The organism is Mesorhizobium sp. (assembly GCF_024509055.1).
GTDB lineage: Bacteria > Pseudomonadota > Alphaproteobacteria > Rhizobiales > Rhizobiaceae > Mesorhizobium.
The window spans coordinates 1-1,839 of the sequence record NZ_JANINM010000317.1; the positions used below are offsets into that span (position 1 = coordinate 1).

1 protein-coding gene and 1 pseudogene are annotated in these 1,839 nt (G+C 60.5%); one reads left to right on the top strand and one right to left on the bottom strand.

Translation table 11 applies throughout. The annotated features are described in order from the left end of the window. Positions 1 to 67: 67 nt before the first annotated feature. Positions 68 to 1,570 (bottom strand): hypothetical protein, encoded by a 1,503-nt coding sequence (locus Q0L57_RS14020; RefSeq protein ID WP_296743548.1) that lies wholly within the window; start codon positions 1,568 to 1,570, stop codon positions 68 to 70. Between the two features lie 124 nt (positions 1,571 to 1,694). Between Q0L57_RS14020 and Q0L57_RS14025 the strand changes: the two are divergent. After that, positions 1,695 to 1,839: pseudogene (locus Q0L57_RS14025) on the top strand (YeeE/YedE family protein); the annotation flags it as partial.

The following is a 1,839-nucleotide window of genomic DNA, read 5'->3' on the forward strand; positions in this document are numbered from 1 at the left end:
GCGCGCCAATGCACTGTTTCCAGGCGCGCCGCTGGCAATTCTGCCGCCGCAATAGGCTGGCAACTCGTCACTGAGCCTTGATTGGCCTGGCTGGCGCTGGGTTTTCGGTATTGCCCGCTTCACTTGTACGCATGTGAACGACCGCTTTGTCGTCGGCATAGACTCTGGTCCAGCCCTCGAGATGATCCATCAGAATTGCCGCAGGTGTCGTGGGCGCCAACAGCGTTGCATCGATCCGATAACGCTCGAGCAGTGACAACAGCAGATCCGGTCGACGCAACGCCTGCGCCGCAAAAACGTCCTGGCTAAATTGCACGCCATAAAGTTCGGTACGGCCATCAAAAAATGGCGCCACTCCGGCCCAGATCAGATAGCCGCCGAAATTATAGTCGTTGAAGACACGCGTTGCCTTGCGGTCCTTCAAGACGGCAACGGCGGCCGTCGGCATGGTGTCGCGGTTCGGCTGAAAATGACGCGGATAGAGCGCGTTCCACCCTATCGCAACTGCCAGCAAAAGCGCCACTAATGCCGCTGACCAGCTCCGCGGCATGACATTGTTAGTCGTGTGGGCGCCGGTCCATCCGAACTGATGGGCAACCGGGCCAGCAAGCGCGAGCGGTGTCAGGAGCGCAAATACTTCGACATTACGGACGTGACTGAGCGCCATGTGCAGAAAGCCGAGAACCAGCACAATGCGCGGCAAGGGCAACCGTACACCGCGCCACAACGCCGCTGTGGCCAACAGCATGATGACTATTTCGAAGGCCTCGAACCGAGAGAAATTCGGGGGCGCCCATTCCGAAATCAACGACAATGCCGGACCGAGATCGAGAATGTTTTTCGCCGCCCACAGCGATTGCCAGCCATACGGCGTCGCACAGGCAGTCACTACCGCCGCAATGCCGAACGCGATCCAGCGGCCGGCAAGCTTGCGCCGCTGAAGCGCCGGAGCCTGCCACATCGCGTCGAACATCGTCGGCGCCAGCAACGCCAGACCGAGAATGAAGCTGCCGTGCAGGTTGGCCCACAACACAATCAGTGGCAGCAGCCACAACGACGGCGCCACACGGCGGTCGGACGCCACAATCAACCCGTCAAACCACACCACCATGATTGGGATGACCAGAACATGCGGCCGCGCCAGCATGTGCTGCGACGCCAGTGCTAGCGCTACCATCGCTATCAGGCAGGAATACCGCGACGGCAAATGACGGTCGAGCAGATACACCAACAGTGCCAGGGTCGCGGCGATCATGATGGCAGCCAAAGCGACAACGCCGCCCCACCCCCCGATCCCATATACATAAGCGAACAGGACCTGCGCCAACCACGACGACGATATCCATGGCGTGCCGGCCTTGCTGAAGGAATAAATGTCGACATGCGGCACCGCGCCGTGGTCGACGATCCACTGCCCGACCTTGATTTGCCAGAACATGTCGGGATCATTGAGCAGCGCATTACCGCTCAGCATCATCAGCAGGCCGACCGCGACGCCGACCCACAGCCACGCCGGCATGCCCGCCACGACGCTCTGCCGGCCAATTTCCTCGCTACCTGCAACGCTCATTAGGCAAATCCCGACCGGCGGCTCAAGTTGCGGCCACCTGCTGCATTGTTTCAGCCAAAACGCATAATTTTGGGTAAAATCGCCCGCCACCCACCTGAACGGCAGGGCTTTGGAAGGAAGCACGATGCACAACCTCACCCCTTATTCCGGATTGCTTGGCGGCGCATTGATCGGTCTCTCCACCGCGATGCTGATGATCCTCACCGGCCGGATCGCCGGCATCAGCGGCATCTTCGGTGGACTGCTGACGCGCATGCCGGGACACGGCT